25 protein-coding genes and 2 pseudogenes are annotated in these 25,804 nt (G+C 55.3%); 13 read left to right on the top strand and 14 right to left on the bottom strand.

Translation table 11 applies throughout. The features are described from left to right. The first annotated feature begins 50 nt into the window (after positions 1–50). The 3 genes from B9P63_RS14370 to B9P63_RS14360 are packed head-to-tail and all read left to right on the top strand — an operon-like array spanning position 51 to position 4,236. A complete protein-coding gene (locus tag B9P63_RS14370) occupies positions 51–1,790 on the top strand; it encodes a relaxase/mobilization nuclease domain-containing protein (RefSeq protein WP_085309988.1) in 1,740 nt (579 codons plus the stop codon). Between the two features lie 30 nt (positions 1,791–1,820). Beyond that, positions 1,821–3,809, top strand: a complete 1,989-nt coding sequence (locus B9P63_RS14365) for a conjugal transfer protein TraG (protein ID WP_085309986.1) — start codon at positions 1,821–1,823, stop codon at positions 3,807–3,809. A 10-nt stretch (positions 3,810–3,819) separates the two neighbouring features. Next, positions 3,820–4,236: a CopG family transcriptional regulator gene (locus B9P63_RS14360; protein WP_085309984.1), complete on the top strand. Its 417-nt coding sequence runs from the start codon at positions 3,820–3,822 to the stop codon at positions 4,234–4,236. A 213-nt stretch (positions 4,237–4,449) separates the two neighbouring features. Here the strand turns inward: B9P63_RS14360 and B9P63_RS14355 are convergent, their stop codons facing one another. Continuing rightward, positions 4,450–5,715: an MFS transporter gene (locus B9P63_RS14355; protein WP_342743604.1), complete on the bottom strand. Its 1,266-nt coding sequence runs from the start codon at positions 5,713–5,715 to the stop codon at positions 4,450–4,452. 470 nt (positions 5,716–6,185) lie between these two features. Between B9P63_RS14355 and B9P63_RS14350 the strand changes: the two are divergent. The 7 genes and pseudogenes from B9P63_RS14350 to B9P63_RS14325 all read left to right on the top strand — a co-directional run. Then, a pseudogene (locus B9P63_RS14350) lies at positions 6,186–6,854 on the top strand (NADP-dependent oxidoreductase); the annotation flags it as partial. Between the two features lie 69 nt (positions 6,855–6,923). Next, a complete protein-coding gene (locus tag B9P63_RS14345) occupies positions 6,924–7,874 on the top strand; it encodes an IS1595 family transposase (RefSeq protein WP_085309978.1) in 951 nt (316 codons plus the stop codon). A 23-nt stretch (positions 7,875–7,897) separates the two neighbouring features. Beyond that, positions 7,898–8,632: a hypothetical protein gene (locus B9P63_RS14340; protein ID WP_085309976.1), complete on the top strand. Its 735-nt coding sequence runs from the start codon at positions 7,898–7,900 to the stop codon at positions 8,630–8,632. Further along, a complete protein-coding gene (locus B9P63_RS14335) occupies positions 8,629–9,159 on the top strand; it encodes a hypothetical protein (protein ID WP_085309974.1) in 531 nt (176 codons plus the stop codon). Before B9P63_RS14340 ends, B9P63_RS14335 begins: the two co-directional genes overlap by 4 nt. Further along, complete coding sequence (locus B9P63_RS19260; RefSeq protein ID WP_176219163.1) at positions 9,156–9,299, top strand: hypothetical protein; 144 nt, start codon at positions 9,156–9,158, stop codon at positions 9,297–9,299. The genes B9P63_RS14335 and B9P63_RS19260 overlap by 4 nt, the downstream gene beginning before the upstream one ends. A gap of 67 nt (positions 9,300–9,366) precedes the next feature. Next, a pseudogene (locus B9P63_RS14330) lies at positions 9,367–9,768 on the top strand (NADP-dependent oxidoreductase); the annotation flags it as partial. Next, positions 9,765–10,442 (top strand): type 1 glutamine amidotransferase domain-containing protein, encoded by a 678-nt coding sequence (locus B9P63_RS14325; RefSeq protein WP_085309973.1) that lies wholly within the window; start codon positions 9,765–9,767, stop codon positions 10,440–10,442. The pseudogene B9P63_RS14330 and the gene B9P63_RS14325, both read left to right, overlap by 4 nt. Before the next feature lie 303 nt (positions 10,443–10,745). Here the strand turns inward: B9P63_RS14325 and B9P63_RS14320 are convergent, their stop codons facing one another. Both B9P63_RS14320 and B9P63_RS14315 read right to left on the bottom strand, forming a co-directional pair. Continuing rightward, the gene (locus B9P63_RS14320) at positions 10,746–12,026 is read right to left on the bottom strand and encodes a phospholipase D family protein (RefSeq protein ID WP_245830691.1); all 1,281 of its coding nucleotides are present in this window, start codon (positions 12,024–12,026) and stop codon (positions 10,746–10,748) included. Next, positions 12,023–12,727 carry an endonuclease/exonuclease/phosphatase family protein gene (locus B9P63_RS14315; RefSeq protein WP_245830689.1) on the bottom strand — a complete coding sequence of 235 codons (705 nt, stop codon included), beginning with the start codon at positions 12,725–12,727 and terminating at the stop codon, positions 12,023–12,025. Before B9P63_RS14315 ends, B9P63_RS14320 begins: the two co-directional genes overlap by 4 nt. 276 nt (positions 12,728–13,003) lie before the next feature. Here B9P63_RS14315 and B9P63_RS14310 point away from each other — a divergent pair, with 276 nt between their 5' ends. Next, positions 13,004–13,849 carry a universal stress protein gene (locus tag B9P63_RS14310; protein ID WP_085309969.1) on the top strand — a complete coding sequence of 282 codons (846 nt, stop codon included), beginning with the start codon at positions 13,004–13,006 and terminating at the stop codon, positions 13,847–13,849. A 70-nt stretch (positions 13,850–13,919) separates the two neighbouring features. On the opposite strand, the gene B9P63_RS14305 is transcribed toward B9P63_RS14310, so the two are convergent. After that, positions 13,920–14,366 carry a thioredoxin domain-containing protein gene (locus tag B9P63_RS14305; protein WP_085309967.1) on the bottom strand — a complete coding sequence of 149 codons (447 nt, stop codon included), beginning with the start codon at positions 14,364–14,366 and terminating at the stop codon, positions 13,920–13,922. 142 nt (positions 14,367–14,508) lie between these two features. On the opposite strand from B9P63_RS14305, the gene B9P63_RS14300 reads away from it, so the two are divergent. Continuing rightward, the gene (locus B9P63_RS14300; protein ID WP_085309965.1) at positions 14,509–15,135 is read left to right on the top strand and encodes a peroxiredoxin; all 627 of its coding nucleotides are present in this window, start codon (positions 14,509–14,511) and stop codon (positions 15,133–15,135) included. Positions 15,136–15,175: 40 nt separating this feature from the next. On the opposite strand, the gene B9P63_RS14295 is transcribed toward B9P63_RS14300, so the two are convergent. From B9P63_RS14295 to B9P63_RS14260, 8 genes are all read right to left on the bottom strand, one after another. Next, positions 15,176–15,775: a DedA family protein gene (locus B9P63_RS14295; RefSeq protein ID WP_085309963.1), complete on the bottom strand. Its 600-nt coding sequence runs from the start codon at positions 15,773–15,775 to the stop codon at positions 15,176–15,178. Positions 15,776–16,141: 366 nt separating this feature from the next. After that, positions 16,142–16,720: a hypothetical protein gene (locus B9P63_RS14290; RefSeq protein WP_085309961.1), complete on the bottom strand. Its 579-nt coding sequence runs from the start codon at positions 16,718–16,720 to the stop codon at positions 16,142–16,144. A gap of 267 nt (positions 16,721–16,987) precedes the next feature. After that, positions 16,988–18,751 carry a SulP family inorganic anion transporter gene (locus B9P63_RS14285; protein WP_085309958.1) on the bottom strand — a complete coding sequence of 588 codons (1,764 nt, stop codon included), beginning with the start codon at positions 18,749–18,751 and terminating at the stop codon, positions 16,988–16,990. A gap of 51 nt (positions 18,752–18,802) precedes the next feature. After that, positions 18,803–20,491 (bottom strand): bifunctional protein tyrosine phosphatase family protein/NAD(P)/FAD-dependent oxidoreductase, encoded by a 1,689-nt coding sequence (locus tag B9P63_RS14280; protein WP_085309956.1) that lies wholly within the window; start codon positions 20,489–20,491, stop codon positions 18,803–18,805. A gap of 25 nt (positions 20,492–20,516) precedes the next feature. Then, positions 20,517–21,401, bottom strand: a complete 885-nt coding sequence (locus B9P63_RS14275) for an MBL fold metallo-hydrolase (RefSeq protein WP_085310075.1) — start codon at positions 21,399–21,401, stop codon at positions 20,517–20,519. Between the two features lie 17 nt (positions 21,402–21,418). Further along, on the bottom strand, positions 21,419–21,859 hold the full coding sequence (locus tag B9P63_RS14270) for a DUF6691 family protein (RefSeq protein WP_085309954.1): 441 nt from the start codon (positions 21,857–21,859) through the stop codon (positions 21,419–21,421). Between the two features lie 3 nt (positions 21,860–21,862). Next, complete coding sequence (locus tag B9P63_RS14265; protein WP_085310073.1) at positions 21,863–22,294, bottom strand: YeeE/YedE family protein; 432 nt, start codon at positions 22,292–22,294, stop codon at positions 21,863–21,865. Between the two features lie 5 nt (positions 22,295–22,299). Further along, a complete protein-coding gene (locus tag B9P63_RS14260) occupies positions 22,300–22,512 on the bottom strand; it encodes a YgaP family membrane protein (RefSeq protein WP_085309952.1) in 213 nt (70 codons plus the stop codon). Positions 22,513–22,883: 371 nt separating this feature from the next. On the opposite strand from B9P63_RS14260, the gene B9P63_RS14255 reads away from it, so the two are divergent. Further along, complete coding sequence (locus B9P63_RS14255; protein ID WP_176219170.1) at positions 22,884–23,114, top strand: BON domain-containing protein; 231 nt, start codon at positions 22,884–22,886, stop codon at positions 23,112–23,114. Between the two features lie 210 nt (positions 23,115–23,324). On the opposite strand, the gene B9P63_RS14250 is transcribed toward B9P63_RS14255, so the two are convergent. Together B9P63_RS14250 and B9P63_RS14245 are read right to left on the bottom strand one after the other, a co-directional pair. Then, positions 23,325–23,843, bottom strand: coding sequence for a cytochrome b (locus B9P63_RS14250; RefSeq protein ID WP_217806510.1), 519 nt, complete (start codon positions 23,841–23,843; stop codon positions 23,325–23,327). Between the two features lie 103 nt (positions 23,844–23,946). Continuing rightward, complete coding sequence (locus tag B9P63_RS14245) at positions 23,947–25,770, bottom strand: heavy metal translocating P-type ATPase (protein ID WP_085309948.1); 1,824 nt, start codon at positions 25,768–25,770, stop codon at positions 23,947–23,949. Positions 25,771–25,804 lie beyond the last annotated feature (34 nt).

The following is a 25,804-nucleotide window of genomic DNA, read 5'->3' as shown; positions in this document are numbered from 1 at the left end:
CCTGTTCTGCAATCGTTTCAGAACGTTAGCGCGATGTGCAGGGGTGGCGAATGAGCGATGAGGACACCTTCCGCATCCGCCCTGGCCGCGTCCGATCATCGTCCTGCCAACGCGCGCGGCCCTTCATCTCGCAAGCCCTTGCGGCTGCTCAACGCGCGGGTGGCAAGGTCACGCGTGCGGGTAAAATCACCTCTGGCAATCTGTCTCACTTTGGACGCGGCAAACGCGCCAGCGTGCAGGCCTTTCGTCGGCTCACCCCACGGTCCCGTGTCGCCGTCATCAAGACGCGCGTCGTCCGGCACGGCAGTCGCAGCGCTCCCCTCGCCACCCATCTGTCCTACCTCCAACGGGACGGCGTCACGCGCGACGGGGAAAAGGCACAGTTGTTCGGACCTGAGGCGGACGAGATCGACGCAAAGAAGTTTGCCGAACGTTGCGAAGGCGACCGACATCACTTCCGCTTCATTGTCTCGCCCGAAGACGCCGTCGAGATGATGGATCTCAAATCCTTCACCCGCGACTTGATGCACCAAGCCGAAAAGGATCTGGGCACAAAACTGGATTGGGTCGGTGTCGATCACTGGAACACCGAACACCCGCACATTCATGTCATCGCCAGGGGTCGTGTCGATAATGGCGAAGACCTCGTCATCGCGCGCGACTATATCAAGGAAGGGATGCGGGCGCGGGCTCAAGATCTGATCACGCAAGACCTTGGCTACCGGACAGACCGCGACATTCACAACACGCTCGAGCGCCAGATCGACAGCGAAAGTTGGACCAACCTCGATCGGCAGCTTGCACGAGACGCCAATCGCCTCGGCATTATTGATCTCGCGCCGGTGTCTGGCCACAAGCCTGACGAACGTCATGCGCTCAAGATCGGCCGGTTGCGCAAATTGGAAACACTTTGTCTGGCCGATCAAGTTGGCCCAGGCCAATGGGTGATGGACGAAGACGCAGAACCAACCTTGCGCGAACTCGGCGAGCGCGGCGACATCATCAAGCGCATCCATCGCGGACTTACAGCACGCGGCATCGCGCGCAGCACAGCTAACTATGTCCTTGCAAGCGACGGCCTAAACGATCCCATTGTCGGGCGACTCCTCGATCGTGGTTTGGACGACGAGTTGAAAGGCACAGCCTATGCCGTGATCGACGGTGTTGACGGTCGCACCCATCACATTCGGCTTCCGCATATCGATGCCGCCGGAGACAGCGCGCCGGGATCGATCGTGGAACTGCGCAAGTTCGAGGGTGCCAAAGGTCGCCGCCGGGTCGCGCTTGCCGTTCGGTCCGACTATTCGATTGAACAGCAGGTGACAGCAACAGGCGCGACCTGGCTTGATCGCCATGCAATTGCCCGCGATCCGGTACCGTTGGGCAATGGTGGCTTCGGTGCAGAAGTCAGCGACGCGCTCAACCAACGCGCTGAGCACCTGATCGCCGAAGGCTTGGCCAAGCGTCATGGCAACCGGGTAATCTTCCATCGCGCGCTGCTGACGCAGCTGCGCACACGCGAACTGGCGATAGCGGGAGAAAAACTAACCACTGAGACAGGCCAGACGTACACGCCATCGTCAGCTGGTGAATTTGTATCCGGAACCTATCAACGTCGCCTCGCCCTCGCCTCCGGTCGCTTCGCCATGATCAACGACGGATTTGGGTTTCAACTCGTGCCCTGGACACCGTCCGTCGAGCGACATCTGGGCAAACACATCTCGGGAATCGCGCGCAGCAATGGCGGTGTCGATTGGAACTTCGGGCGCAACCGCGGTCTGAGCTTGTAACGGCAGATATCGCCAGAAAGGGACAGCACCATGACTGGGACAAAGATCCTTTGGGGGCAAATCATCATCGTTTCGCTGATCGTGCTCACTACCACCTGGACCGCTACACAATGGACGGCCCTCCGGCTCGGATTCCAACCGCAACTCGGCACGCCGTGGTTCGAGCTCTTTGGCTGGCCAATCTATCATCCGCCCGCCTTCTTCTGGTGGTGGTATGCCTATGACGCTTACGCCCCGCCGATCTTCATTGAAGGTGCGCTCATCGCAGCATCAGGTGGGTTCATGGCCGTTGGGGTTGCGATTTTCATGTCAGTGTTGCGGGCGCGCGAGGCCTCGGAGGTCGACACCTATGGATCCGCACGTTGGGCAGATCAAAAAGATGTCAAAAACGCTGGGCTGTTTGATCCAAGTGGCGTCGTGCTGGGAAAGCTCGACCAGCATTATCTGCGACATGACGGACCGGAACATGTGCTCTGTTTCGCACCGACGCGATCGGGCAAGGGTGTTGGGCTTGTCATCCCGTCGCTCCTCACCTGGCCAGGATCGGTGATCGTGCACGACATCAAGGGTGAGAATTGGCAGCTGACGGCCGGGTTTCGAGCTCGCCATGGCCGGGTCCTGCTGTTTGATCCAACCGATACAAAATCAGACGCCTACAACCCTCTACTAGAAGTCCGTCGCGGCGAATGGGAAGTACGTGACGTACAGAACATTGCCGATATTCTTGTCGACCCTGAAGGCTCCCTTGAGAAACGCAATCACTGGGAGAAAACAAGCCATGCCTTGCTTGTCGGTGCAATCCTTCACGTTCTTTATGCGGAGGCGGACAAAACGCTGGCAGGCGTCGCCAATTTTCTATCGGATCCCAAACGCAGCATTGAGGCGACGCTCCAAGCCATGATGGCGACGGCGCACTTAGGACCGGCTGGCGCGCATCCCGTTATTGCAAGCGCCGCGCGGGAACTCCTGAACAAATCTGGCAACGAACGATCCGGGGTCTTGTCGACTGCAATGTCATTTCTCGGCCTCTATCGCGACCCTGTGGTCGCACAGGTGACCCGGCGCTGCGACTGGCGCATCGCACAGCTTGTCGAAAGCGACGATCCCGTCACGCTCTACCTTGTCGTGCCGCCCTCCGACATCAACCGCACCAAGCCGCTGATCCGCCTGATCCTCAATCAGATCGGACGCCGGTTGACCGAAGACCTGCACGGCAAGACCCGACACCATCGGCTGCTGTTGATGCTTGACGAGTTCCCTGCCCTCGGTCGTCTTGATTTCTTCGAAAGCGCGCTCGCCTTTATGGCCGGTTACGGCATCAAGAGCTTCCTGATCGCCCAATCGCTCAACCAGATTGAAAAAGCCTATGGGCCGAACAACTCGATCCTCGACAATTGCCATGTGCGTGTGAGCTTCGCGACGAATGACGAGCGCACGGCAAAACGCGTCTCGGATGCCTTGGGCACCGCCACCGAGATGCGCGCCATGAAAAACTACGCCGGGCATCGCCTGTCGCCCTGGCTCGGGCATCTGATGGTCAGCCGACAAGAGACTGCGCGCCCGCTGCTGACCCCCGGTGAGGTGATGCAACTCCCACCTTCGGACGAGATCGTCATGGTCGCAGGCACCCCGCCGATCCGAGCCAAGAAGGCGCGATACTTCGAGGATGATCAGTTCCAAGCACGTATCTTGCCTGCACCGACCGCACATACCTCGGCTGCGCGGACGGATACTGACGATTGGACAACACGACCCCTGCCACCGCGCCCTAAACCCGACGATCCAGATTTACTCTCTGAACAGAATGAAATGGGCGAGGCCCAACATGAAAAACGGCAACAGCCTGAAATCGACCGGCAGCCGTCAGTGGATCCGAGTGGACCAACCGAGGACGAGTTTGAAACTGATTTCAAGAGGCCAGCCACCGATCAAGCCGTTCAACTGACGCAATTTGAGCAACAAGCGCGGCAACTTGCCCGACAGGCTTCAATGGACCCAAACGATGGCATCGATATGTAAAGGCATCAGGATGAAACAGCCCAAGAAACACCGCCTATCCGTCTACCTTGACCCGGACATCATGACGGCGCTTGTCGACTACGCAGCTCGGCGTGACCATTCTCGCTCGCTTGTCGCGGAGGCTGCGATTGCGTCCTTCCTCTCGCCAGATGCTGCCGAACGCCAAGAAGCAGCAACGACCAAACGCCTTGACCAAATTGACCGCCGCATGCTCCGCCTAGAGCGCGACGTCAGCATCTCGGTGGAAACCCTGGCACTGTTCGTTCGGTTTTGGTTGACCACCAATCCGCCACTGCCTGAACCTGCGCGGGCTGCGGCCAAAGCGCAGGCAGGCGACCGCTATGATGCGTTCATCGCCGCACTTGGACGACGTCTGGCCAAGGGACCAGCCCTCCGTCAGGAGGTTTCGGAAGACTCACCTAACTAACTTTCGCTTCAATGGTGTGAGGCTCAACGAATACATCCGATTTTTGCTGCGTCGATCGGATGTTAAATATTCTGCATGAGATTCTTGGGCCCCTTTACCAGCCACCCATTCAAAACAATCTCACACGCAGTTACTGATCCGTCGCGCATGGCACAAGAAGCTCACCTCCGATGATTGATCCTACCAGACCGATGATAACAAGAGCGAGAGCGCTCATTCGGTTTCCGCGGCGGGTGGTTGGTCGTGGTCAGGCGCGCTGTGTTGCTCTCGATCAGAACTGAGCTCCGCCTCATCCGCGGCAAGTGCTGCCGTTTCCGGCGTCGAGACCAGGACCATTGGTGTCGATTTGAAACTGCCCTTGTCGAGCGGCTCAACAGCGGGTGTCGATTTAAGCCGCATGAGTGCGAATAGGATAAGCAATATATGGGCGGCCCCCGCCACTGCAAACAAGCTTGGCGCGCCATAGCTGGACATCGCAAATCCAGCCATCGCCGGACCGATGATCGATCCGACGCCATAAACGAGCAGCAAACCTCCACTGACCTGAATGAACGTCCCCGGAGCCGCGCGGTCATTGGCGTGGGAGACAATCACCGGGTACATTGAATAAATCATCGCGCCAAAGATGGCTGATAGTCCCATGAGCATAATCGGATCGGTAAAACCTCCAAAGAGGAACAGAGAATCTACCAGGACAGCAATCAGACCGATCACGATCAGGACAATCCGTCTGTCAAATTGATCTGAGATAATACCCACCGGGATTTGCAATGCTGCCGCGGCCAAGATTGGAAGACTTGCAAACAGCGCGATATCGCCCAGTGTCAGCCCCATCCGGGCTGCATAGACCGCTGCGAGTGTGCCGAAAGCTGCATTCGATACACCGACCATGAAAACGGCAAAGAAAGATATCGGCGAGTTTTTCCAAAGGCCTCGCAAGTCCAGCGAAACGCTGGTCAGGGGTTGTGGCGTCTTGGTGGCAGAAATTGCTGTTGGAAGTAACGCAAGGCAGTAAATCATCGCCGCAAGCACGAAGAAGAAATACCCTTTGGCATCACCCAACGTCAGAACCATTTGCCCTGCCGTGGTGGCAGCCAGATTGACCATGGTGTAGATGCCAAAGATACGGCCACGTGAGGCTTTTTCTGAACGTTCACTCAGCCAGCTTTCGACAATCATCGCCGCCCCGGCAAAGCAAAAACCGGAAACCGCCCGCACGGGAATCCAAACCCAGGGGTCAATCAACACCAGTGACAATAACACAGCAATGGCGGCGAGCGCACACATTGCACCGAATGCGCGTATGTGACCCACCCGCGCGACGAGTACGGGGGTTCGCAAACACCCCGCGACATAGCCAATCGCCCAACCGGTGCCCAGAAGGCCAAGTGAGATGGCGCTGAACCCTTCGGCCTCTCCCCTCACGGGCAAAATCAAACTGTTTATGCCGCCAGCAAACAGCAAGAATGCTGATCCCATCAAAAGGGCGGTCATCGGCAGAAGGCTTCGTATCATTTCCTAGGCCCTCCCTGACACAACCACTTGGAAAACTCGAGCGGCGAGAGAGTGTTTTTACTTCTGGAAACCGCCGCACTTTCCAACCGTGAAGCGATGATTGCGTTAACTTGCAATATTACAGAAACTTGCTGCTAGTAGACGCCAACGCCCTGATTTTATCTGATCAGAAAAGTGTCCGCCCACACCTAACATCGATCAGTCCCTTATCCTCTAACGTAGTGTAGGCATCATTGAGCTATGGCGATCCCCCCTTGGTCGCCGAAAGCGACCTGACGAACGGTTGCCGTGCGGTCGATGACAAATCGGTGGACGGGAAATGGCACTTCGTTTCTCAGTCGATTTGTAAATCAACCAGTGCGTGGTCGAAAACTCGGCAATGGAATCATCCGCTGTTCGCTTGGCACTACATCACCGATGGGAGAATACTGCTTATGTCCCAATCCTTGACGATTAATCGCCAATTCGTACTGGCCTCACGGCCAAAAGGCGAACCTGACGCAGATACTCTGCGCCTTGAAACCAGCCCCGTGCCCAATCCTGCGCCCGGCCAGCTGTTGCTACGCACAGAATATCTGTCGCTTGACCCCTATATGCGTGGCCGGATGAGCGATGCCCCCTCTTACGCGGCACCTGTGGCTTTGGGCGCGGTGATGGAAGGTGGCACAGTCGCACAGGTTGTCGTGTCGCATTTAGACGGGTTCAGCCCCGGTGACTGGGTGCTGAGCTTTAACGGCTGGCGGGATTTTGCGGTGTCGGATGGCACGGGTGTTACGGTCCTTGGCTCTGATCTTGCACATCCATCTTGGGCATTGGGAATAATGGGCATGCCGGGTTTCACAGCTTGGGCAGGCCTGACCCAGATCGGCGTTCCAAAGTCAGGCGAGACTGTTTGTGTGGCCGCCGCGACCGGACCAGTGGGCGCGACGGTCGGACAGATTGCCAAGCTGATGGGATGTCATGTCGTCGGCATCGCGGGTGGCGCAGAGAAATGCGCCTACGCGGTCAAAGAATTGGGGTTTGATGCCTGTATCGACCATAAATCAGACGGGTTTGCCGAGAAGCTGAAGGCTGCTGCACCCAAAGGCATTGATGTCTATTTTGGGCGATTGTATATTTGACAAACCCAAATGAGTTTCGTATATTCTTCTCATAGAGTTAGAGGAAACGAAATGTCTGTTCTGTCCAAAGCACACATGTACGACGAAGCCGCAGCGTTTAAGCACGTTGAAGGTATGCTTTGGGCAGACGGTCCAGTTTGCCCACACTGTGGCAACTGCGACAAAATCTATGAACTCAAGGGCGTCCGCTCCAAGCCTTCCAAGAAGAACCCCGAAGGCGTTGAACGTCACGGCCTCAAGAAGTGCGCGGAATGCCGCAAGCAATTCACGGTGCGCATCGGCACAATCTTTGAAGAGAGCCACATCCCATTGCACAAGTGGCTCCAAGCAATTCACCTTATGGTATCCAGCAAGAAGGGCGTAAGCAGCCACCAGCTACACCGCGTTCTCGAAATCACATATAAAAGTGCGTGGTTCATGTCTCACCGCATTCGCGAGGCTATGCGCTCCGATGGTGGCCCTATGTTCGGTTCTGGTGGCGGCGTTGTCGAAGTTGACGAAACATTCATTGGGCAAAAGCACAAAAAGAAAGAAGGCGCGCGCGGATACGCCCACAAGAACGCGATGCTTTCCCTTGTGGATCGCACAACAGGTCAATCCAAGTCTTTCGTGGTCAAGGACGTAACAAAAGCAACTCTGGTGCCAATCCTAGAGGCAAACATTGCCAAAGAGGCGACCGTCTACACCGACGAAGCCAAGCAATACACTGGCATTGGAAAGCACTTCGCAGATCACGACTTCACGACACACAGCAAGGGAGAATATGGCCGTGGCGTTGTACACACAAACACGATTGAGGGCTATTTCAGCATCTTTAAGCGCGGCATGAAGGGCGTTTATCAGCATTGTGGTAAACAACATCTTCATCGTTATGCAGCAGAGTTTGAGTTTCGGTATAATAACCGCATCGCCAATGGGGTGGACGATTTATGCCGTGCAAATGTCGCACTTAAGGGCATTGTAGGTAAACGAGTCCTGTACAGGGACTCATTGGGCGCTTAGAATCTGCGCAGGAGGCGCAGCCGATGAGCGATGCAAAGCACTACTCTTTTAGAATTCAAAAATTCACTCCCGAAACGATGCCGTTCGGGAGACTGGTAGACTATTATGCAGAACTCAAGAAGATGCTTGGAGTATCCGACAACCTGCATCTGACTGACATATTTGAAAGCAGCCACGGCAACAGGTTTCGTGTAGATTTCAACCATGAAACTGAACTGCAAAAGCGAATTGCAGAATTGAACGAAGGCACCGCACCTAAGACCGCCACAAAAGCGCAAGACAATTTGAACGCAATGCTAAAGGCGGATGCGACGAGCGCAGACTTCGTGGACAGTATGGGCCAGAACGTTATCGTTTTTCCCGGCAAGGGCTTAGACGCACAAAGCAGTATAAGAATCCGTGACGCGGCAACTTTTGTTGGAGAGCTATATCATATTGCCGGAACTAAAGATGATGCGAAGATTCGCCTGACAACGGAAGCATATGGTGTCGTTTTTTGCACAACTACAAGAGACATAGCCAAGGCATTGCGAGACTTTCTGTTTGAAGACATAAAGGTCAGCGGGCGCGGCACTTGGACGCGAGACGGGTCTGGGGCTTGGGATATTGACGATTTTGCAATTACTGACTTCACTCCAGTAAAAAAAGAAAGCCTACGCCAATCTATAGATCGGATCAGGTCCGCAGGAGTGGCCTGGCCAGATGATGCCCTGGGGATCATTCGTGACATCGAAGAAAAGGGAGCAATGAGCGGATGATTGTTGCTTTCGATAACACGTTTTTATCATTGGCGTTCAACCCCAACACCCTGCCAACGCCCAACTTTAAAACAGGTGAAGTAACTGAATTCAGCAAAGAGCGTGTTGAGAAGCTGATTGATGATCTAAGCAAGAAAAACGGATCAGTAATCGTGCCTTCCCCATGTTTTTCAGAAATGCTGTGCGCAGTTCCAGATATGGCCCGAACGGTCGAAATGATTGGCCAAAGTGTGGCTATCGATGTGTTCCCATTCGATGCTAGGTGCGCGATTGAATTGGCCGACATAAATAGAAAAGCCTTTGCGGCAAATGATAAGAAGTCTGGTGTAGAAGCGGGGTGGAATCAGATCAAATTCGACCGCCAGATTGCTGTTGTTGCACAAGTCAATGGCGCAGAGATTTTCTATACAGACGACAAGACACAGACTATTTTTGCAGAGAAGATGGGCTTGAAGGTTCTGCACACTTGGGACTTGGATTTGCCCGATAAAATAAAGCAACCTCCTTTATGGGAGGGCGGAGAATGACTGAGAAAACCCAAGCTGAACGCTTCAAAGAAGCCGCGCGCGAACTTGAGTGCGACAATGACGACACGCGCTTTGACGCTGCACTCAAGAAGATCGCAAAGGCTGGCAAGAAGCCCGACGACGCCAAAAAAGACGACTGATCGGGCTGTGCTCGGCGGTCAGATAAACCTTCTGCAATTGCTGGGTTTGTCAAATATACAATCGCCCTATTTTGAGAATGTCGGCGGTGCGGTATTTGACGCAGTGCTGCCGCTGTTGAACACTGCGGCTCGCATTCCGGTTTGCGGCCTTGTCTCGGGTTATAACGCCACCGCTTTGCCCACAGGGCCGGACCGGATGGGCTGGCTGATGGGTCAAATCCTACGCAAGCGCATGACGATGCGGGGCTTTATCATCTTTCAGGATTTTTGGCATCTCTACCCTGAATTTGCCGCTGCGATGACCGACTGGCTTGCAGCGGGCAAGATACACTACCGCGAAGAGGTGATCGAAGGGCTGGAAGAGGCGCCGCGTGCCTTAATCGGCCTGCTGCGCGGTGAGAACTTTGGCAAACGAGTGATCCATGTGGGTCCCGAAAAAATAATCGAAAATAAGGAAAGCTCAACATGAATGTTCTGATGGTTCTGACCTCCCACGATGCCCTTGGCAATACTGGCAAGAAAACTGGCTTCTGGCTGGAGGAATTTGCGGCACCCTATTATGTCCTGAGTGACGCTGGCGCCAAGATCACGCTTGCCTCTCCCAAAGGGGGGCAGCCCCCGCTAGACCCCTCGAGCGATGCGCCCGACGCGCAGACAGACGACACGCGCCGCTTCAAAGATGATGCAGCCGCAGGCAAGGCTTTGGCCGCAACGGTCAAACTGTCCGATCTGGACCTCAGCAGATTCGATGCGGTGTTTTATCCCGGCGGGCACGGCCCATTGTGGGATCTTGCAGAGGACCCTGCCAGCATCCATCTGATTGAGAACTTTGCCAGCAGTGGCAAGCCCATCGCTGCAGTTTGCCACGCCCCTGCAATCTTTCGCCACACGAAGGGCGCGGGCGGGAAGCCCTTCGTTTCAGGTCGCAATGTGACGGGATTTACCAACTCCGAAGAGGAGGCGGTAGGTTTGACAGATGTGGTGCCATTTCTTGTAGAAGATATGCTGGGTAAAAATGGCGGTAAATATTCCAAAGGGGCCGATTGGACACCATATGTCGTCGTAGACGGTAAACTGGTCACGGGGCAGAATCCCGCATCTTCCAAAGACGCGGCTAAAGCCTTGTTGAAGCTGCTTAGCTAGCGGGGTTGTACGCCGGAACGGAAAAATACCCGTCTGTTTACAAATACTTCTGGATCGGCAGGTGTCCAACCATCCATGACACCGCGCGTTTGGACCAGCCCGATTCTGGCTCGACAGCCATCACAGTCGGTTGGTTCGCGCGCGTGGCAGGCCACTGTACAGAGCGACCGAATTTGGTGACTTGGTATGCTTGTTTAGGCGAAGATAGCGTGTCGAACATAGCACGCAGTTCAGCTAGTAGGGGTGGCCCTTCGAACAGCAGCCCCAGTTCAGTATTAATATAAGCGGATCGCAAGTCAAAATTCAGCGACCCCCAATGCCTTGCCGCCCATCAATCATGAACACCTTGGAATGAACGACATCTCGCTTGCGCCCCTCAAGCGCAGGTTTGGAAAACTCGAAAATGCTGGCCCCAGCAGCCAACATCGGGCTGCGAAAATGCCGATACGCTCCGTACACTGTGATCAAGTCCGTTGCTGACAAAGCATTTGTAATCAGGGAGACTTTTACCCCGCGCGTCATCAAAGCGGTAAGACCTGCAATTCCAGCGGCACCCGGCACAAAATAGGGCGTAACCAACTGCACGTCGGTTTCTGCTGCCTCCAGTATTGACGCGATGGCGGTGTCCATCCAGGGGGCGGTATGTAGATCATAGGCCTTGTCGGGAGGATCGGCGAGCAGTTGCACTTTGTCTGTCCAATACAGGCGGTCGGTCAGAAAGCTATCTGGTGAGTTTCCATTCTGAACCTTCCTAATAAATTCACATGACGCGGCGGACTGAATATGCCGCGCCAGTCTATTGCGAAAAGCGCGAGGGCTTGCACGTAACGCAGGCCAAAGCGCAGCAATCGGCAAGGATAAGCCAAGGTTCCAATAGCTATCGAACACATCCGAAACCTCGGCCACCTTCGGACCAACTAACATCACATCTGCATCAACCGAGCTTCGGGTTCCGTTGGCCGCACTAAAATAGGTATCGCCGATATTTCGGCCATCAATGATCGCCAGCCGCCGGTCGGCGATCCACATTTTGCCGTGCATGCGGCGGTTGAAACGCGCCAACCCCAAAAGCATCTCCACCAAACGGCGCAATGCCTGGCCACGATTGCGTGTCGGGTTAAACAGGCGCACCTCAATCAGCGGATGCTGCGTTAGGGCAAGAAACGTGCGGTCAAAGCCCTGCACATTGACATCATCAAGCAGCAGACGGACACGCACGCCCCGATCCGCAGCCGTTACAAATGCATCGATCAGCAGCAATCCGGCCGTGTCGGTACTCCAGATGTAATACATCAGATCAAGGCTGCGGCCTGCTTGCGTTGCGGCCTGCATGCGGGCGGCAAAGGCATCGGTATTGTCCAAAAGCAGCGTCAGACCTGTTTCCCCAAGATGTCCTTGCTCCAGAGGGCCAAGCAGCGCATCGAGCAGCGTGGCTGGCGCGACACAAGGCAGAGCAATTGAGTCAAGCCCACGCGATTCCTGCAAAAAGCGACGATACGAGCGGTGTGCCAACCAAGAAGCGATTGCCACCAGTGCCACTGCGACAACGATCCAGACAAGAAAAGTCAGGAGATCGGATATCATCCTTGGCTGCCTTTATGATCGAGACCAAAGCGCAGCCTTGCCTTGATCGGTAAGTGGTCAGAGGCGCGGCGTGACAATGGACTGTCATGTGCCACAACGTCCATCAATGCGCCCTGTGGCGACATCATCATGCGATCAAGTGCCAGAAGCGGATAGCGAGAGGGGAAACTGGGACGCGCTTGTGCAAACGTAAAATGTTTCTCTAAAGTCTGGAACGCACCCCCTGCCCCGCGCCATTCATTCAGATCGCCCATGAGTAACGTTGGACGCCCTTCCATACTCCCGATCTTGTCGAGCAACGCTCGCACCTGCGCTGTTCGCGAGGCTTGCAGCAATCCCAGATGTGCGTTCACAACGCGCAGAGGTCGCCCTGCGATAATCAGATCAGTCACCAGCGCCCCGCGCGGCTCTAGTCCTGGCAAGATCAGTTGATGAACCTCTTGGACCAGCGCATTGCGCACCAGCAAAAGATTTCCATGCCAGCCGTGCGCATCCCCAACATCGTCCATCGGGACCGCGATTAACCCCAGATCACTGCGTATCTGATCCAGATCAAGCAGGCCCTTGCGGTTGCCAAACCGCGTATCTGCTTCCTGCACAGCCAGTATATCCGCCCCGATTTCAGCGATCACCGCCGCAGTTCGCGTCAAATCACGGCGTCGGTCGGTGCCGATACCTTTATGGATGTTGTAGGTTGCCACAGATAGGTCGTGCTGCGCATGCATGATTGGCCTAAAGTTTTCCATTGCGCAGCCGCAGGGCATTCGCGATGACCCGCACCAACAACAACCTCATCGCCGCCGCTGCCGTTTGAGTGATCTAGGCATTTAGCGTCCCTTCAAAGTATTTGCATCCAATTTACGGTCTTTACCAGAGGCTGGATTGATCTGTGTAAGCGCCGGCCGGGAAATCCCCGTTAAACTGTCTGCACGGTCGCTCACGCGATTGCGCACGAAGTTCTTGGACGGATACAAAAAATGAAAAACACAACAACCCTCTTGGTCATCGACATTGACACAGCTGACACTGTCGTCGCTGACTTGGCTGAAAGCGCCTTCCAGAAGCAAACACATTTAAGCTGCCTGATGATTGGTCCTGCTCCAGTTCCACCAATGTATGCCTACGGGATTTCCCCCTATGGTAGCATGCACGTGCCAGACAACTGGGGGGAGCTTTTGAATTCATCGCGGAAGGCGTTGATCGACCGAGAGTCAGAAATCGAAGTCTTGTTGGCGCGCAGTGGCGTTTCTGCAGATGTTCAGTCTGTTTTATGCCCAACGGCGGATATCAAAAACACCGTCGCGCGACGCGCAAGGGTTTGCGACACCGCGCACATTGCACCCAACCTGCGCGCTAAGTCAGATGTGATGCACGAAGTCGCACATGGCGTACTGTTTAACTCTCCTATCGGATTGATATTGAATGCCTCCCCATCCAAGCATGCAGACCGAGTATTTGTCGCCTGGAACACCGGTGCAGCGGCGTCGAGCGCTGTGCATGTTGCCCTTCCATATTTGCGCACGGCCAAGGACGTTGTCGTGGCCTGTTTTGACCCTATTGCTACTGTCGAAGGTGAAGGCGCGGATCCCGGAACAGATGTGGCCGCTTGGCTCAGCCACCATGGTTGCTCGGTGACTGTCTCTCAATTTCCGACAGGTGGTCGCGAGGTTGGACGATGTATTCTGGATCGTGCCAAAGAACAGGGAGCCGACCTTGTCGTCATGGGTGCCTATGGCCATGCAAGGATGATCGAGGCCATCTTTGGTGGCACCACACGTACCATGATAGAGCAAACCGAACAGCCGGTGCTCTTAGCGCATTGAGGCACACCAAAAATGCCGTCGAGAGATACATCCGCGCGTATACTAATATGCACTATCTCGTAGCGGCACTCTAACCGTCAGCATTGATATTCTCCAAAATAAACGCCTCAATATCGGTAGCAGGCCGTGCGCCAGGTAGCCTCGCAACTTCTCGTCCACCAGAATACAGGATCAAGAGCGGAATACCTCGAATACCTAACTTTTGCGAAATTTCAGGATGCTGTTCCGTATCAATCTTCGCGAAACGGGCTTTCGTTTTCAATCTGAGCGCAGCCTTTGCAAATTCCGGGGCCATTGTACGGCACGGTCCGCACCATGGTGCCCAATAGTCAACAATGATCGGCATTTCATCCTGACCAGTGGCCTTGTTGTGCAGGCGGACATCCAGTTCAGCGACGAGACCGCTCACTAGACGCTCACCGCACTTCGCACATTTTGGACCGGCATCAAGCTTTGGTATGGGAACACGGTTGATCTGACCGCAACTCAGACAAGTCATCTTGGCAGCCATGGTCATCAATCAACTCCACTTTTTGAATAGTCTGGCATGGGTGCATCATGGCGCAAATTGCTACATCTGCACTGATCTGAATTAGGTCTCGCGCCTTTAGTTCGCACTATAATGGCAACTATACGCTTCTAGCAAAGGAACCTACCGAATGAGCCTTCATATTGGCGATGTCGCCCCTGATTTCACTGCTGAGACGACGACTGGTGAAATCCAGTTTCACGACTGGATCGGCGATGATTGGGTTTTCTTCTTTAGCCATCCGGGCGATTTTACACCGGTTTGTACGACCGAAATTGGCCGGACTGCACAGCTAGCTGCCGAATTCTCAAAACGTAAGGTGAAACCGCTTGGGCTTTCGACAGATGGTGTCGCGGAGCATCTGAAATGGATCAAAGACGTCAACGACACGCAGAACACGACCGTCACGTTCCCAATTGTCGCCGATCCGGATAGCACCGTAGCAAGGCTCTACGACATGATCCACGACCATGAAAGCACGACGGCGGCCGTCCGGTCGGTCTTCATCATCGATCCGAAACGTAAGATCCGCCTGACAATGACGTATCCGATGAATGTAGGGCGCAATTTTGACGAGATCCTGAGGGTGATCGACGCACTGCAGACCGCCGATGCAAAGCAGATCGCAACGCCTGCTGACTGGATGCCAGGTGGTAAGGTCATCATTCCCACTTCAGTCTCAGAGTCCGAGGCGAAAGACTTGTTCCCTCAGGGTTGGACCGAGGTACGCCCCTATTTGCGCACCACAACGCTCTAAAATGGAATCGGCTATAGAGTAATCTCTTTATGTTGCTGCATTACTCAGCGGGCGTGGTTTTGAAAAATCGCCAGAAGTAGACAACGGCGAGGCCGATGAGAAGAACATTGGTCACGGGATTTAGCCACGCCTCAACACGATCAAATTGCGCTTTGAGAAAGAAGCCTGCGGCCGCGAGAGCCATAGTCCAAATTATGCTACCGAAGGTCGTGTAGCAAATGAATAACCAAACTGGCATGCCAGTTACCCCTGCGGGAATTGAGATGAAGGTTCTGATCCAGGGGATCATGCGGCCAAAGAACACCGCCGCTTCTCCGTGTCTTTGGAACCAGAGCAACGCCCGATCGAGGTCAGAAGTGGTGAGCGTCAGCCATTTTCCATACTTCTCAATAAGACGATGCAAGCGTTGCTCACCTAAGAGGACACCAACCAAATACCAAAGGTAAGCACCCGCAACAGAACCAGTCGTTCCGGCCAAAACCACGACCGAAAAGCTAAGCGTGCCGTCTGCTGCCAGATACCCTGCAAACGGCATAACAAGCTCTGAGGGGATCGGTGGAAAAACGTTTTCCAAGAACATCAGAAAGGCAACGCCCCATCCACCGTAAGTAATCAGCCAAGAAATGATCAGATCAAACAATACTCTCGCCCCTATTTATTGAACGAGACGTAAGACACCCACTTGCCCCAGCGGCTGCTCGGTTTCGCACTCAGCCTGACAAGTTACTCCTTCATCAAATTTCGAGTAAAGCATTGTTTCTAATCTATACGGGTTTCCAACTGTCCCATCCCGAACGGACTGACGCCCTCGTTCAAACGCAACCTGCTCTTCATTTCTCTTGCCAGTAACCATCATTCTGAACCTCCGATGGAATATGGTTGTCGAGGGGACAACAGCTACTCCGCTCGAATTTAGTCGGCATTGATCTGCGTAAGCACGACCGACCCTGTTGTGTGATTTCTTTGCTGGAGCGAAACTGGCAGCTGTTCAGTGCGACGTCGGAAATCACTCGCTCCATGGATGGACATGCACATCACGTCCTGAATGCGCTTTCATGATCTTAACGGCCAAATCCTCCTTCGCCGCGTCGTTTACGCGGACCCAAAGCAGAATACCGCCGTGCTCAATCTGGTTTGCGTAGTAGTCCTTGTGCTGCTTGCCAACCCGACGCGCCAGCAACGCACCAAGCACGAGCGCCGGACTGCCTCCGATTGCAATAGCGGCAACGGACGCCGCAAGTGTGCTAGCAGCTGTAAGCATCGCCGCCATCGCAACATACGATCCCAGAAAGAAGAACCCACCGGTTATGGCCCCTTCCAGTTCGCCAATCGCTTCCTCCGAAACGAAAGCCGCGCGCGGCGCGTCTGGGTTGTCCTCTAGATCAGAAGCGCGCCAATACGCTTTTCCCAACTTCTCTTCGAGAACCTCCTGTTTGGCGAGAATGCTGATGTCATACCGACTGAATCCCACCGCACGAAGATCGTAGAAAGCCGCCTGAAAATCTTCGACCTTGTCAAACACTCCAACGGCTTCGGGAATATTGATCGATGTCGTCGTATGTGTTCGTTGTTCGATGTGATTCATCAGTTCTTCCCGTTGTCGGCAAATTCGTCATTTCGTTCAGTTTACGTGGGAAAAACTGGCAACGAATTGATCGATGTTAGTCTCGCATGAGGTGGAAGGGCGATCACAGACAGAGCAGTTGGCCATCTCGTCCCCAAGCAAGCAACGACAATCCCAAACTGAATTTTATATAATGGACCTTACGCTGCCTGAGGTTAAACCAAATAAAGTCATGATACTTGGTCACAAATTGTTTGGCAGGACCACAATCATCCTCACTAACGTCATTCAATTTATCGATGATACCCCGACTTCCGGCATTTGCACTTCATTCGGGACCGGCGCGAGCCTGATCCAGGCATCGTATTGTGACAGAAACACTTGCCCGGTCATCGCATCAAGGAAATGCGTCCTTTCCAGCCGATCCATGACCGGCCCTTTCACTTCTGATAGGTGCAGTTTGATTCCCATGTCCTGCAGCCGTTGATTGATCGCCTCAAGGCTTTCCAGCGCACTCAGGTCGATCTCGTTGACGGCTGAACACATGAACACCACATTACGGATCGCTGGATCGGAAGCGAGGCGGTCGTAGATGTAGTCTTCCAAAAACCGGGCATTGGCGAAATAAAGGCTTTCATCAATGCGGATCGTCACAAGGCTCGGATCGGTCAGCACCTTGTGACGGTTGATATTTCGGAAATGCTGGGTTCCGGGCACCAGACCGACCTCGGCAATGTGTGGGCGAGAACTGCGATAAAGGTGCAGTACGATAGACAAAACAACGCCTACTGATACGCCGGTCTCGACCCCCATGCCCAGCGTGAACAAGATTGTGGCCGTGACCGCAATGAAATCGGCTTTCGAATACAACCAGCTACGTTTCAGGATCGAGAAATCAACAAGGCTAAGAACGGCGACGATAATCGTTGCCGACAACGTTGCGACTGGCAGAAAATAGATCAACGGCGTCAGCGCCAATGCGGCGATACAAAGCCCGACAGCCGTAAAGGCCCCTGCGGCCGCTGTCTCGGCCCCGGCGTCGAAATTCACCACAGACCGTGAAAAACCGCCGGTGACAGGGAAACCGCCGCTAAAGGCGGCACCTATGTTGGCCGCTCCGAGACCGATCAGCTCCTGATCAGGGTCAATCCGATCGCGTTTCTTCGCAGCCAGCGTCTGGGCCACCGAAATGGATTCCACGAACCCGATGATTGAAATAAGACAGGCTGGCAAGATCAACAGGCGGATTAGATCCGGCGAGAAAGACGGCAGCGTAAATGGCGGCAGGCCTTGTGGCACGGCACCAACGATATTGACGCCCTGCGCGTCAAGTCCCAGCCCCCAGACCACGACCGTCGTGACCACCACGGCGGCAACCGGCCCAGCCTTGGTAATCATATCTGCTGGTCGTGGGCCAAGACCAAAGTGGCGCAGCAAAGGTTTCAACCCCTTGCGGACCCAGAACAGGAAGCCCATCGCAACCACCCCGATGCCCAATGTGATCAGGTTAGTCTGGTCCAGATGTTCGCTCAACGAAACAACAAGTTCAGGCAGGGTATGGCCGCCTGCATCGACGCCAAGGATGTGCTTGATCTGGCTGGCGGCGATCAGGATCCCGCTTGCCGTGATAAAGCCCGCGATCACGGGATGTGACAGAAAGTTTGCCATGAAGCCAAGCTTCAGGAATCCCATGGCCAAAAGCATCACCCCGGACAGCCCAGCTAGGGTCAGAGCGGCGACGGCATATCCCATGCTACCTTGCTCAGCGACCGCCTGGAGTGCGACTGCGGTCATCAGGGAGACAACTGCGACTGGTCCAACCGCCAGTGCCCGGCTGGTCCCGAATATCGCATAAAGAAGAATCGGCGCGATCGATGCATATAGTCCCGCTTCGGGGGGCAAACCGGCCAGCAAGGCATAAGCCAACGACTGCGGGATCAGCATGAAGGTGACGATCACCGCAGCCAGCAAATCGCCCGAAAGCGCCTGCCGATTGTAGCTTTGTGCCCATTGCAGGATAGGCAGATACCGTTTGAGTGGTTTGTGAGTCATAGATTCAATCTCGAAGAAGAAACCGGACGTTCAAAAACCAATGATTTGGAATTATTCCGCAACGGATCGGGCCACTACAATCTTTTCGGGCTTGGCCAGCCATTCGTGCCCGCGCAGCATGCCCCGCCAATAGATCGGTGGCAACATCGTCTCCTTGAGGAACCACGCGGCGCGGCTGGGCTTGGTGCCATCGATCAAAAAGGTCGGGAAGCTTGGCAATAGCTTGCCGCCATAGCCAAATTCCGCCAGCACGATCTTGCCCTTCTCGACCGTCAGCGGACAGGAACCATAACCGTTGTATTGCGACACCGCCGATCTACCCCGAATATCCGCCAAGATATTCTCGGCCACCACAGGGGCCTGCATCCGCGCTGCTGCCGCCGTTTTGGCATTGGGCGCGTTCATCACATCCCCGAGCGACCATATGTTCTGATAGGTCATGTGGCGCAATGTTGCCTGATCGACATCCACCCAACCCGCCGCATCGGCCAGCGGAGAGACTGCGATGAAATCCGGCGCTGATTGAGGCGGGCAAACGTGGATCATGTCAAACTCGACCTCGATCTGCTCGGTCGGTGTTTCAGGTTTTGAGACGTCGAACCAAGCCTTCTTTGCAGGCCCGTCCACAGCCACCAGATTATGAAAGACATTCAGGGTGGCATCGTATTTCTTCACGTATTCCATCAACGCCGGCACATAGTCCTTGACGCCAAAAAGCACGCCACCCGCTGTCATGAATTGAATGTCGATGTCTTTGAGCGCGCCGTTACGAAACCAGGTATCGCCCGACAGATACATCGCTTTTTGCGGCGCGCCCGCACATTTGATCGGCATTGGAGGCTGCGTAAAGAGTGCTCGTCCAGATTTCAGACCCTTTACCAACTCCCAAGTGTAGGGTGCCAGATCATAGCGGTAGTTCGAGGTTACACCATTGCGGCCCAGCGTCTCCACGAGCCCCTCGACCTTGTTCCAGTCAAGCTTCAGACCCGGTGCTACGACCAGCCGCTTATACCCAACCACCCGGCAGCCATCGAGGATTACGGTATCGGTCTTTGGTTCAAACGCTGCGACGGCAGATTTTATCCAGTGCACACCTTTCGGGATCAGCGACCCCATAGTGCGCGACGTCTCCTGTTGCGTGAAGATGCCCGCACCAACCATGGTCCAACCCGGCTGATAGTAATGCACGTCTGCGGGGTCGATGATCGCGATCTCCAACCCCGGTTTGCGTGACAGCAGGCTGGCTGCAACAGCGATGCCTGCGGCCCCTGCCCCAACGATCACGATGTCATAAGTAGCATCGGCTTTGTCCGTCGGTGTTTTGCCGCCATTGGCGATGCGGCGCGCAACGCCACCCATGTCATATCCCGCAGCCTTGGTTGCGGCAAGAATCTCGGGTAAGGGGGTGTCTGATGCTTGTGCGAGCGACCACAGCGTGGCGGAGCGCGTTCCGGTACGGCAATAAGCAAGAACCGGACCCGGCAACTCTGAAATGGCCGTCTGAAACACCGAGACATCTTCATCGCCCACGATCCCGCCACTGATCGGAATATATCGCGCCTCCATACCCGCAGACTTCGCGGCTTGTTCGATCTCCTGAAAACCCGGTTGATCGGGCCCTTCACCGTCAGGCCGGTTGCAGATGATCGCGCGGTATCCGAGCTTGCGCGCCTTTGAAACATCTTCCGGGGTAATCTGGGGGCTGACCGAAAGGTCAGCCGATAGCGATTTGGGGTCCATTATGGGGCCTTTCTGGTGTTTGGGATCAAAGAACGTTGACAGGCACCTTCATCATCAGGCGGCCGTCTTTATCGGTCGGCATTTCACCCGCGCGCATGTTCACTTGAAGGGAAGGAATAATGAGCCGGGGCATTCCCAGCGTCGCATCACGTTCGGTTCGGAACTTAACAAACTCTTCCTTGGTCTTGCCCGCGCCAACGTGGATGTTGTGTGCCTTTTCCTCGCCAACCGTTGTTTCCCACGCAACGTCGCGACCGTCAGGGCCATAATCGTGGCACATGAACAGACGCATCTGATCAGGCAAGGCCAGCACCTTCTGGATGCTGTCATAGAGCGTTGCTGCGTCTCCACCGGGAAAATCGGCGCGTGCGGAGCCGCCGTCGGGCATGAAAAGGGTGTCGCCCACGAATGCCGCGTTGCCGATCACATGCACCATGCAGGCTGGTGTGTGTCCGGGCGTATAGATCGCCACCGCCTTCAAATCGCCAATCTGGTAGGTGTCGCCGTCTTTGAACAACGTATCGAACTGACTGCCATCGCGCTGGAACTCGGTGCCTTCATTGAAGACCTTACCGAAGGTGTCCTGCACCACCATGATCTGGTCACCGATGCCGATCTTGCCGCCAAGAGCGTTCTGGATATAGGGCGCGGCGCTCAGATGGTCAGCGTGCACATGGGTTTCGATAATCCATTCCAAATTCAAGTCATGCTTGCGGATGTAGGCGATCAAAAGGTCGGCATGGTCGTATGTGGTGCGCCCCGCAGCATAGTCGATGTCCATAACTGAATCGATCACCGCGCAAGCGTCGGACGACGGGTCTTTGACAATGTAACTGATGGTGTTGGTCACTGCGTCGAAAAACGCCTCTACCGTGGGTTCTACATCCAGGTTGATCGGGTATTCTGTCATGTGTTTCTCCTCCATTATTATGTTTTGCCAGACAGTAAGCGCGCACCGCCAAAGGCAATCAGACCGCGCGCGGCAAGAATTCCAGCGATCAGTGCTGCAACAAAAATCAGGACTTCGATGCGGCCAGTTCCCAATGCCGGAAGTGCACCACCAGGGCAGAAACCTGAGATGCCCCAACCAATACCAAAGACAGCAGAGCCGGCGATCAGACGCACATCAAGCCGTGTGTTGGTCGGCAACTGGAAACCGGCGTCAAAGACAGGTGTCTTGCGCAGAAATACAATCCGGTACCCGATGAAGGCGACCGCGACGGCACCTCCCATCACGAAGATGAGGCTGGGATCCCAAGTGCCCGCGATATCAAAGAAATTCAACACCTTGGCCGGGTTGGCCATGCCTGAAATAGAAATGCCAATCCCGAAGATCAGACCGATGAAATAGCTAGTGATGAGACGCATCTCTCATGCCCCCCAAAGATGCCGAACGGCATAAACGGTCAATCCCGTTGCGATCATGAAAACCGCAGTGGCGACGATTGATCTGCGCGACAGCCGTGCCACACCGCAAACTCCGTGGCCTGAGGTGCATCCCGAAGAATAAGTGACGCCAATACCTACGATGAAGCCCCCAACAACCAGCATTGGTGTCGATACTGGCACTTGAATTAGCGGCATTTGACCGCTTATGGCCAGCACCGCGAGCGGTCCGCTTATCATCCCCAGCAGGATCGCCAGACGCCACCCACTATCGTGAAACGGTGAGGTCGACAGAAGCCCAGCCAGGATACCTGTTGCCCCCATGATCCGGCCTAGCATCAGCATAAGCAGTGTTGATGCGAGACCAATCAAAGCTCCGCCAGCCAGCGATTGCCAAGGTGTAAAGACGGTATCCACCCAACTCACACCTTGCAGGTGCGAATGCCGAAAATTGAATACGCCGGGCAAGTTCGCATCAGGCCTGTTACCGCAAGAACCACCCCTACGAGGATCGCGCCGTATTTCATAACGGCACCGTCAAAAATGGTCAGTCCACTGAAAAGCGCCGCCGCGATGAGCGCAACACCCAAAACCAGCCGAACCCCACGGTCCACAGTTCCCACATTGGTTGTCATTTCTCTAACTCCTGTTCAACTGTCCGTATTCAAAAATGGCGCATGCGAGATAGCTGCTGTGGCGCGAGCGAATACGGATCACACTAGTAGCTATTTCATGTGGCGTGGGCGGTGTCGCTAACCTGGATCAAGCGGCGGGATCACAAGGCGTGTGTTAGCACCGAGCAGCTGTGCGCCTTTCGAACAAGCCGCAAACAGCCGATAGGGATGGTACGCCTGATTTGGATCAGCTTGGCAGATCTCGTTCGCCTCTAAAGGTCTTAGTTGAGTGGAGCAGAACTTGACCCGCCCTCCACATCAAACGCGCGACCGCTTCCGATGTCCGGTTACGCTCGGAACTTTTACAGGCATCGTTGAGAATGGAGAGTATCATGAACGACGACCACAAGCTGAAAAATGCGGTGCAGGCCGAATTGGACTGGGAACCGAGCGTCACGTCAGATCATATCGGCGTCACCGCCGATGGGGGAGTTGTGACCCTGACCGGACACGTGGATAGCTATAGGCAGAAAGCCGCAGCAGAACGTGCGGCAGGCAGAGTACAGTGTGTCCGCGCTATCGCCGAGGAGATCAGATGGCAGCGTTCACCACAGCGACGATGATATAGCAAAGGCAGCGTTGCATCGGCTCTCATGGGATTCTTCCATCCCCAAGGACGCGGAGAAACTCGGGTTCAAAAAGGGTACGTCACCCTGACCGGTGAGGTTCCTTGGTATTATCAACGTGATGGTGCCGCCCGCTCAGATGCAGCCTAGAAAAAGAAGTGAAGCCAGACATTTCCTGCTCGGATGCCTGTTACTCGGTTGAACCAATCAAGACCTTGGTTGGACCCGTATCATGCGCATCAAAAGACCATCCTTCAACCAGAACTGGTGATAGAGTGAAGCACATACATGCAAGACGATAAGGCCGATGAAAACCGGCTTTGCGAAGGTGTGAATTTCGCCGTATGGATCGCCAAAGTAAAACCCAAGCAATCCCATGATCGGGACAACAACCAACAACACATAGAAAAGCCAATGCGCCAATCTGCCGGCCAATTCAACGAACCTGCTTGAAACGGGAGGTGGCGGAGTACCGGTCTTGAGGCGCAAGGCAAGGCGGACTGCCACAAGCGTCAGAATTACGATACCGGAATAATAGTGCAATCCTCCAAGACTGTTATCGAGCGACGACACGGAACCACCCTCTTCGATCGCTTCGATCAGCGCGGTCATACTTTCCCCGAAGACAAGCTGCACAAGGACGAGTGCTGCTATCAGCCAGTGCAGGCCAATCTGATAGGCCGAGTAGCTTTGAATAGCGACGGTGCTCTTGGGGGAATGGGTCACTTTGAATGCCTTTCGATCCGTGGTCAGTGAAGGGTGTCCCACGCCGCAGCGTGCGCTGCGTTGATGTGGATCAGTGTCGGAAACGATCACACGGCTCGACGTGTCACGGTTCGATCCTCAGCGCCCGGAGTGCATTGAGGATGACCGCGACGTCGATCAACTCTTGCAGCAATGCGCCCTGCACCGGAGTCAGGTAGCCAAAGGCCGCAGCAAACATGCCCGCGACTGACAGGCCAATCCCTGCAATGACGCTCTGCCACGCGATAAGGCGCGCACCGCGAGCAATCACCAGACCCGGCAAAAGCCGCCCAAGGTCGTCCACCAAAAGAACCACATCCGCAGTCTCGGCTGATGCCGCGGCACCGCGTGCACCCATCGCCACGCCAACATCCGCCGCCGCAAGTGCGGGTGCATCGTTTACACCGTCGCCCACCATCATAACCGGGCCGTGTTTGCGCTCGGATAGGACCAAAAGCACCTTTTGATCCGGTGTCAGATCCGCATGAACAGCATCAAGGCCCAGTCCCTCTGTCACCGCATCTGCAACGGCGTGCCTGTCGCCTGTCGCCAGCAAGAGGCGTGCAACCCCGTTGCGGCGAAGTTCGGACAGCAACTCGGTCGTCCCACTTCGCAACGTATCGGCCATCTCGATCCACCCTGCAGGTCTTGCATCTACGGCGAGCGACACCACAACAGCCCCCGTTGCCAAAGGTTTCATATCTGCAGGCGTTCCTGTTTGTGCCGCAATAAATCCGGTTCCGCCGACCACGACGGGCCGGCCATCCACAATACCGGTGACACCTTCGCCTGGTGTCTCAACAACGTTTTTGGGCACCGGCAATTCAACGCCGCGCGCCTGCGCCGCAGCAACAACAGCCTGTGCCACGGGGTGCTTGGAGCCCTGATCAAGGGACGCTGCAAAATACAGGATGTCCTCTTCGCTCAAATCGCCGGTCGAAGTGACCCCCGTAATCTTTGGGCGCCCGTCCGTCAGCGTTCCCGTCTTGTCAAATATCAGTGTCCGGGTCCGTGCCATGGCCTCAAGCGCTTGTGCGCCTTTGATCAGCACGCCGAAATGCGCCGCCCGCGACATGCCCGCAACAAGGGCCACAGGCACGGCCAGGATCAAAGGGCACGGGGTAGCAACGACTAAGACAGCGACCGCCCGGATCGGATCGCCGGTAAACCACCAGGCCCCGGTCGCCAGCGCGACCGTCACCCCAAGAAAGAGCAGTGAGTATCTATCTGCCAGTCGCGCCATAGGCGCGCGAGATTTCTGTGCCGCCTCGACAAGCCGCACGATACCGGCATAGGTGCTCTCAGACGCAACACGAGTTGCGCGCAAATCGAAAGCCTCGCCCGCGTTGGTGGAGCCACTCATAACGTCCATACCACGCTCCAAGCGTACCGGCATCGCTTCACCCGTCAAGGCAGATTGATCCAACATGGCCTGCGCACTTTCCAGAGCGCCGTCAACCGGAGCAACGTCGCCTTGCCGGATCAACAACAGATCCCCCGGCACGATGGCGTCCAATGCGACCTCTTCCAGCCGTCCATCATGATGCCGCGTCGCTGTCCGCGCGACCCGGGACAGAAGATCGCGCATCTCGCGCCGGGCACGACCCTCGGCAAAGCTTTCCAGAAACGTGCCGCCTGAATACATCAGTGCGACCACTGCGGCTGCGAGCGCTTCGCCAAAAACCAACGCCGCCGACATCGATAAAGCAGCGACGATGTCGAGCCCGACCCGCCCCTGCGCGAGACTTCGAATAATCTCGATTACAAGGGCGGCAAGAACCGGCACAACACCAGCCGACCAGGCCAAGTCAGCGAACTCCGGCAAACCGGCCATCCAAAGGCCCGCACCGGATATCAGGCCCAGCAAAGCAATGGCCAGCAGAGCGGTCTTTAAGCGATCATTAAGCATCAAAAGTCATCCGTTGATCTTTCGCACACCTTAT

It is taken from the genome of Planktotalea arctica (assembly GCF_002105285.1).
Classification (GTDB): Bacteria; Pseudomonadota; Alphaproteobacteria; order Rhodobacterales; family Rhodobacteraceae; genus Planktotalea; species Planktotalea arctica.
This window is presented reverse-complemented; position numbering and strand designations above follow the sequence as displayed.

What these genes read in the sequence shown, in the direction of transcription:
- B9P63_RS14370 (WP_085309988.1), top strand. Translation starts at nt 51, where the DNA reads ATGAGCGATGAGGACACCTTCCGCATCCGCCCTGGCCGCGTCCGATCA.
- B9P63_RS14365 (WP_085309986.1), top strand. Translation starts at nt 1,821, where the DNA reads ATGACTGGGACAAAGATCCTTTGGGGGCAAATCATCATCGTTTCGCTG.
- B9P63_RS14360 (WP_085309984.1), top strand. Translation starts at nt 3,820, where the DNA reads ATGAAACAGCCCAAGAAACACCGCCTATCCGTCTACCTTGACCCGGAC.
- B9P63_RS14355 (WP_342743604.1), bottom strand. Translation starts at nt 5,715, where the DNA reads ATGGGATCAGCATTCTTGCTGTTTGCTGGCGGCATAAACAGTTTGATT.
- B9P63_RS14345 (WP_085309978.1), top strand. Translation starts at nt 6,924, where the DNA reads ATGTCTGTTCTGTCCAAAGCACACATGTACGACGAAGCCGCAGCGTTT.
- B9P63_RS14340 (WP_085309976.1), top strand. Translation starts at nt 7,898, where the DNA reads ATGAGCGATGCAAAGCACTACTCTTTTAGAATTCAAAAATTCACTCCC.
- B9P63_RS14335 (WP_085309974.1), top strand. Translation starts at nt 8,629, where the DNA reads ATGATTGTTGCTTTCGATAACACGTTTTTATCATTGGCGTTCAACCCC.
- B9P63_RS19260 (WP_176219163.1), top strand. Translation starts at nt 9,156, where the DNA reads ATGACTGAGAAAACCCAAGCTGAACGCTTCAAAGAAGCCGCGCGCGAA.
- B9P63_RS14325 (WP_085309973.1), top strand. Translation starts at nt 9,765, where the DNA reads ATGAATGTTCTGATGGTTCTGACCTCCCACGATGCCCTTGGCAATACT.
- B9P63_RS14320 (WP_245830691.1), bottom strand. Translation starts at nt 12,026, where the DNA reads ATGATATCCGATCTCCTGACTTTTCTTGTCTGGATCGTTGTCGCAGTG.
- B9P63_RS14310 (WP_085309969.1), top strand. Translation starts at nt 13,004, where the DNA reads ATGAAAAACACAACAACCCTCTTGGTCATCGACATTGACACAGCTGAC.
- B9P63_RS14305 (WP_085309967.1), bottom strand. Translation starts at nt 14,366, where the DNA reads ATGACCATGGCTGCCAAGATGACTTGTCTGAGTTGCGGTCAGATCAAC.
- B9P63_RS14300 (WP_085309965.1), top strand. Translation starts at nt 14,509, where the DNA reads ATGAGCCTTCATATTGGCGATGTCGCCCCTGATTTCACTGCTGAGACG.
- B9P63_RS14290 (WP_085309961.1), bottom strand. Translation starts at nt 16,720, where the DNA reads ATGAATCACATCGAACAACGAACACATACGACGACATCGATCAATATT.
- B9P63_RS14285 (WP_085309958.1), bottom strand. Translation starts at nt 18,751, where the DNA reads ATGACTCACAAACCACTCAAACGGTATCTGCCTATCCTGCAATGGGCA.
- B9P63_RS14280 (WP_085309956.1), bottom strand. Translation starts at nt 20,491, where the DNA reads ATGGACCCCAAATCGCTATCGGCTGACCTTTCGGTCAGCCCCCAGATT.
- B9P63_RS14275 (WP_085310075.1), bottom strand. Translation starts at nt 21,401, where the DNA reads ATGACAGAATACCCGATCAACCTGGATGTAGAACCCACGGTAGAGGCG.
- B9P63_RS14270 (WP_085309954.1), bottom strand. Translation starts at nt 21,859, where the DNA reads ATGCGTCTCATCACTAGCTATTTCATCGGTCTGATCTTCGGGATTGGC.
- B9P63_RS14260 (WP_085309952.1), bottom strand. Translation starts at nt 22,512, where the DNA reads ATGACAACCAATGTGGGAACTGTGGACCGTGGGGTTCGGCTGGTTTTG.
- B9P63_RS14255 (WP_176219170.1), top strand. Translation starts at nt 22,884, where the DNA reads ATGAACGACGACCACAAGCTGAAAAATGCGGTGCAGGCCGAATTGGAC.
- B9P63_RS14245 (WP_085309948.1), bottom strand. Translation starts at nt 25,770, where the DNA reads ATGCTTAATGATCGCTTAAAGACCGCTCTGCTGGCCATTGCTTTGCTG.